This window comes from Microbacterium sp. H6, from assembly GCF_003314775.1.
Lineage (GTDB): Bacteria > Actinomycetota > Actinomycetes > Actinomycetales > Microbacteriaceae > Microbacterium > Microbacterium oxydans.
This window is the reverse complement of the sequence record NZ_QOAY01000144.1, coordinates 8,433-13,610: the sequence shown is the minus strand read 5'-3', so window position 1 is coordinate 13,610 and position 5,178 is coordinate 8,433. Positions and strand designations below refer to the sequence as shown.

The following is a 5,178-nucleotide window of genomic DNA, read 5'->3' as shown; positions in this document are numbered from 1 at the left end:
AGCTCGCGGAGCGCGGGAGCGATCGCTGCCAGCAGCTGGTCGGCAAGCAGCCACGCGTCCTCCGCCTTCCCGGTCGCCGGATCGAGCAGACGGGCGGCCATGCCGTGCCGCGCGGCCGTCCACATCGAGGCGTCGATGCCGTCCACGCCGATGTCCGCGTGCGGCAGATCGTCGGTGAGCACGATCGCGCGGGAGAGGAGCGCTGCGAACACCGCGTCCTGGGCGGAGAGCTGCGCGTCGAAGACCCTGAGCTCGACCGTCGGATACCGCTCCGACAACCGCGCCGACCACGACAGCGAGGCCGCATCGGCGATGGCACCCACGTCGATGAGTCGCTGCACATCCGCGCGGTAGGCGTCGTAGTCGCGGAAGTGCGGGGGCGTCCACGACGAGGGCAGCCGACGGATCAGGATGCTGCGCCAGCTGGCGAAGCCGGAGTCGCGGCCGTGCACGAACGGGCTGTTGCCGGTGAGGGCCAGCAGCACGGGGAGCCACCCGCGCACGCGGTCGAGCGCACGCACCCTCTCCTCGTCGTCGGTGACCTCGACGTGCACATGGAGACCGTTGACCTCGTGGTCGCGCGTGAGGTGTCCGAGGTGCGCGGCGACCTTGTCGTAGTGCGGTGAGGGCGACACCGCTGAGGAGCGCGTCGTGGCGAACGGTGTGCCGGTGCCGGCGGCGATGGCGTGCTGGTCGCCGGCGTGCCACCCGATGAGTCCGCGCAGGTGCGACAGTTGCTCCGTGGCGGCCTCAGCCGTCGATACCGGTTCGGTGAGGCACTCGATCTGCGAGGTCAGGTACTCCTGCGTGACCTCGCCTCCCGTGCTGAGGCGGGTGATGCGCTCGCGTGTGCCGGCGGCGAGACTCACGGGCGCCAGCGCGTGCTCATCGAGGAAGAGGAACTCCTCCTCGATGCCGAAGCGGGGCATCCCCGTCCTCAGTGATTCCTGAGCGCGGAGATCAGCTCGGACTTCCGCTTGCCGCTGTAACCGGTCAGACCGAGCTCCTTCGCCCGCGCGCGCAGCTCCTTGACCGTCCAGTCCTCGTAGTCGCCGTGCTCCCCGCCGCGTCGGCCGACCGCGCTGCGACCTTCCTTCGCCGCGGCGTTCGAGATGCGCGCCGCCTTCTCCTTCGAAGCGCCGTCGTCCCTGAGCTCCTCATACAGCTCCGGATCCTTCAGCGAGTTGTTGCGTCGTCCTGGCATGAAATCTTCTCCTTCGCGCACTCGGGGGGCCGAAGTCAACCCCCTCTGACAGAAGTCCCTCCGCGGATAGCGTGAAGGCACCACAGTCTGGCGTCCGCGCCTGCCGAAAGAAGGGAAAGACCGATGAACATCCTCCTGATCATCGTCATCGTCGTCGCCGTGATCCTCGCGATCACCGGAGGACTGGTGCAGTCGCTCCAGTTCCTCCTGTGGGTCGGACTCGTCCTCCTCGCGATCGCGGTGATCGCCTGGTTGATCCGAGCGATCAGCGGCAGCCGCAAGGTCTGACAACGCAGTAGGTCTGACCCCATCGAGGTGAGGCCCGCCCATCGGCGGACCTCACCTCTTCGGTGTCCGGGGCCTGTTACTTCTCGAACGCGTCCCGGACGTTCTCGCCCGTCTTCTGGGCGGCGTCCTTCACGTTCTCCCCGGCCTGCTTCGCGGAAGCCTTGACCTGGTCGGCCTTGCCCTCCGCTTCGAGCTTCTCGTTGTCGGTGAGCTTTCCGACGCCTTCCTTGACCTTTCCGGCGGCCTTCTCGGCGGCGTTCTTGATGTCGTCTGCAGCACTCATGCGGTGCTCCTCTCCTCGTCGGATCGATTGACTCCGAGGCTCTCATGTCCCGAGGGAAGCGGCCACGGGATTGACAATCCGCCGCGCACATGACAATGTTCCGACGCCATCGACGCACGGGCGTCGAAGGACTAGCCTGGCGCCAGGCGGGTGGTCCTGCCCGCGGACTCGACCAGGAAGCGGTGTGCGATGGACTCGATGATGATGGGCGCCATGTCGAAGAACATGGAGTCGATGCCCGACATGCAGATGATGGACATGGCGGTCATGCAGGCGTGCATGGATGCGTGCGCCGCCTGCGAGCAGGCCTGCACGGTGTGCTCGACGCAGCTGATGGACTGCGCACCGGCCTGCATGAACTGCGCCGACATGTGCAACACCATGATGCGGTCGATGATGCGGATGCAGGGGATGACCCCTGCCTCGATGATGGCGATGCTGAACGCCTGCATCGCGATGTGCAAGGCGTGCATGGATGCCTGCGCTCGGCACGCGGACGACAGCGAGGTGTGCCGGATGTGTGCTCAGGCGTGCGAGGCGTGCATGGACGCCTGCTCCGCCATGAAGGACATGCTGATGGCGAGCGCCTGAGACGAGCCGGTCCGGCGGTGACGCCGTCGCAGGTGGGTGCGAGTGATCAGACGGTCGCGACGTTGAACTGCGTGCCGCCGACGGCCAGCACTCCATAGCGCTGGTGCAACGCGACCGGGGTTCCCGCGGCAGCTTCGAGTGCCGCACCTGCCCCGTTCCACAGCGTGTGCGTTTCGCCGTCGAGCGTGCGCACGACGAGGTCGCCGGAGACGGCGTCGGCCTGCTCGACGAGCGCATCGATCCATTCGGACGGCGTCGCCGAGGCGATCCGCGCCTGGATGAGGTGCAGGGCGCGGCCGGGGGCGAAGGACGAGCACCGGCCGCCGTGACTGCACATGCACGCTGCACGCTCGCGCACCGGGAGGGGCGAAAGGCGGTTCAGCGGCGTGGACACGGGGGACTCCTTCTCGTTCGTCGTTCCGGAAAGACTAGGTCGGTCGTCCTGCGACGCCCAGAGGAGCCGACACGGACGGAAACAAACGGGTGTAAGCTCGCCGGGTGCTGTCGTCGATGAGCGCCCTCGCGGCGCAGAGCGGAGCTGCAGGCGCCTTCCGCGCCGCAGACAGAGGCTGAGGACCCACCGGAGGCGGAATCCCCGTCCCCGGTGCCGTGTCGTACCCGGTGGTCACTGCCGGGCCTTCCTCCTGTCGATTCGCCTTCGCGGCGACCTCTCTGAAAGCACTCACCCTCATGCGTCCCATCGACGAGCGCGCAATCCGCGCCTCCTTCCTCAACGCCTCCCGCAAAGAGGTGTCCGACCTGACCCTGCCGCCCGGTTTCGCCGAGATCGACTTCGACCGTCTCGACTTCCTCGGCTGGGCCGACCCGAAGATGCCCCGCCGTGCCTACGTCGTCACCTGGATCGACGACGCACCCGTCGGCGTCTTCCTGCAGCGCGCTGAGCAGCGTGTGATCGCCAGGGCACAGTGCTCCTGGTGCGAAGATGTGACGCTCCGCAATGATGTGCAGCTGTACGTGGCCCGGAAGGCGGGACCCGCCGGGCGCAAGGGCGACACCGTCGGCGTGCTCACCTGTGCCGAGTTCGGCTGCAACCGCAACGTGCGGATCCTGCCGCCGCTGGCCTATCAGGGGTTCGACCGGGAGTTCGCCCGCGACCTGCGCATCCTCCGGCTGCAGGAGCACGTGGCAGGCTTCCTCGCCGCAGTGGCGGGCTGAACGGGCTAGGACACCCTCGATCGCACGTGCGCCCAGGCGGGTGCCGCCAGCTCCGCCGACCGACGCGCGAACTCGTCGAAGCTGCGACGGCCGGGCCAGCCGGGCGGCAGCATCGACGGGGGAAGCCCCGGGTCGGTGTATGGCAGCACCCGCCAGCGGTCGATCAGCTGCACGTACGCGGCGAACGGCTCGCGGGGCAGCGTCGTGAGGGAGTTCTGGAAGGCGAGGTGCTCCTCGCGCAGCGCCTCCAGATCCCACCACTGCGCTGCCGCGTCGACCAGGGTGCCGGCGGGCAGCGGAGCCGATGCGGGGAACAGCGTCGCCCACCGACGCGCGTCGAGGTCGTCGAGGATCTGCTCCACCTCGGCCTGAAGGTGGCCGGGGCAGATCCACAGGGCGGGGGACACGATGCCCGCTCCGATCCACTGCAGTCTTCGCCGCAACTGGTGGCGCACGCTCCTGGCGCTCTCCGGGATCGAGAACGACACCAGGCACCAGGGGTCGGCGTCGGTCATCTCCTGCATCTCGAAGATGCGCCTGTCGCCGCGCTCCAGCATCGGGATCGCCGCCGGGTTGAGCCGGTAGCCGATCTGCCCCTCCCGTGCGCCGAGCAGCAGCCCCTTCTGCTTCAGGCGTGCGATACCCGTGCGCGCCGCGGCAGCGTCGATGCCGAGGTCACCGGCGAACGCGACCAGGTCGGCAGCGGAGATCCACCCACCGAGCGGACGGAGGAAGACGCCGATGAAGGTCCGCAGCAACGAGGCGATGCTGCCGGGGCGTGCGTCGATGTCGTCGAGCACGGGGGTGGGAGCGATGTCAGAGGTCACCGGACTCCAGCGCATCGCGTACGGCGAGCACACCGGTGACGGTCTCGACGTGCGAGGTGCTCAGGGGGGAGAGACCCAGGCGGATGCCGTCCGGGAACCGGAAGTCGGGGATGATGCCGTCGGACCACAGCCGCCGCGTGACCTCGCGGAAGTCCGGGTGACCGATCGTCACGTGGCCACCCCGCTGCTCGGCGTCGCGAGGGCTGAGCAGGCGGACGCCGAGGGGAGCGAGCACCTCGTCGTAGGCGCGGACCGCGAGATCCGTCAACGACTGCGACTTGGCCCGGACGCCCGCGATCGTGGACTGCTCGATGAGGTCGAGCATTCCCTGCATGGCCAGCATCGAGATGACGGGAGGGGTGCCGCTGAGCAGCTGGCGGATGTCGCCGGAAGGCACGTACTCCGGTCCCATCGCGAAGATGTCCGCCGCACTCCACCATCCCTGGATCGGCTGACGCAGCACGCCCTGGAGACCGCGGCGCAGGTAGGCGAAGGCGGGCGAGCCCGGCCCGCCGTTCAGGTACTTGTAGGTGCAGCCCACGGCCATGTCGACACCCCACTCGTCGAGCTGCATCGGGATCACGCCGGCCGAGTGGCACAGGTCCCACATCATCAGGGCGCCGACGCCGTGCGCAGCCGCGGTGATGCCCGGCATGTCGGCCAGAGCCCCGGAGCGGTAGTCGACGTGGCTCAGCGACACCAGGGCGGTGCGCTCGGAGAGGACGGCCTCGACATCGGTGACCGACACCCCGTGCACGGGGTCGGGCTCGATCCAGCGCAGCGTCATCCCGGTCTCCGCCGCGACGCCT

Annotated in this window: 9 protein-coding genes; 3 read left to right on the top strand and 6 right to left on the bottom strand. The window is 68.7% G+C overall.

Going from position 1 to position 5,178, the window contains the following annotated elements; translation table 11 throughout:
• The coding region (locus DSP71_RS09275) for a YbdK family carboxylate-amine ligase (protein WP_113680953.1) at positions 1-929 on the bottom strand (929 nt) is incomplete at its 3' end.
• Between the two features lie 8 nt (positions 930-937).
• Positions 938-1,204: a Rho termination factor N-terminal domain-containing protein gene (locus tag DSP71_RS09270; RefSeq protein WP_046747713.1), complete on the bottom strand. Its 267-nt coding sequence runs from the start codon at positions 1,202-1,204 to the stop codon at positions 938-940.
• 123 nt (positions 1,205-1,327) lie between these two features.
• Here DSP71_RS09270 and DSP71_RS22190 point away from each other — a divergent pair, with 123 nt between their 5' ends.
• A complete protein-coding gene (locus tag DSP71_RS22190) occupies positions 1,328-1,492 on the top strand; it encodes a hypothetical protein (protein ID WP_017201713.1) in 165 nt (54 codons plus the stop codon).
• A 76-nt stretch (positions 1,493-1,568) separates the two neighbouring features.
• On the opposite strand, the gene DSP71_RS09265 is transcribed toward DSP71_RS22190, so the two are convergent.
• Positions 1,569-1,775 carry a CsbD family protein gene (locus DSP71_RS09265; RefSeq protein ID WP_046747714.1) on the bottom strand — a complete coding sequence of 69 codons (207 nt, stop codon included), beginning with the start codon at positions 1,773-1,775 and terminating at the stop codon, positions 1,569-1,571.
• Between the two features lie 213 nt (positions 1,776-1,988).
• Here DSP71_RS09265 and DSP71_RS09260 point away from each other — a divergent pair, with 213 nt between their 5' ends.
• The gene (locus DSP71_RS09260) at positions 1,989-2,366 is read left to right on the top strand and encodes a hypothetical protein (RefSeq protein WP_258546347.1); all 378 of its coding nucleotides are present in this window, start codon (positions 1,989-1,991) and stop codon (positions 2,364-2,366) included.
• A 46-nt stretch (positions 2,367-2,412) separates the two neighbouring features.
• On the opposite strand, the gene DSP71_RS09255 is transcribed toward DSP71_RS09260, so the two are convergent.
• Positions 2,413-2,760: a hypothetical protein gene (locus DSP71_RS09255; protein WP_113680952.1), complete on the bottom strand. Its 348-nt coding sequence runs from the start codon at positions 2,758-2,760 to the stop codon at positions 2,413-2,415.
• 296 nt (positions 2,761-3,056) lie between these two features.
• On the opposite strand from DSP71_RS09255, the gene DSP71_RS09250 reads away from it, so the two are divergent.
• On the top strand, positions 3,057-3,542 hold the full coding sequence (locus DSP71_RS09250) for an FBP domain-containing protein (protein ID WP_058630742.1): 486 nt from the start codon (positions 3,057-3,059) through the stop codon (positions 3,540-3,542).
• A 5-nt stretch (positions 3,543-3,547) separates the two neighbouring features.
• On the opposite strand, the gene DSP71_RS09245 is transcribed toward DSP71_RS09250, so the two are convergent.
• A complete protein-coding gene (locus DSP71_RS09245; RefSeq protein WP_113680951.1) occupies positions 3,548-4,369 on the bottom strand; it encodes a PaaX family transcriptional regulator C-terminal domain-containing protein in 822 nt (273 codons plus the stop codon).
• Positions 4,359-5,178: aminotransferase class V-fold PLP-dependent enzyme (locus DSP71_RS23460; protein WP_258546346.1), on the bottom strand; the 820-nt coding region annotated here is incomplete at its 5' end. The genes DSP71_RS09245 and DSP71_RS23460, both read right to left, overlap by 11 nt.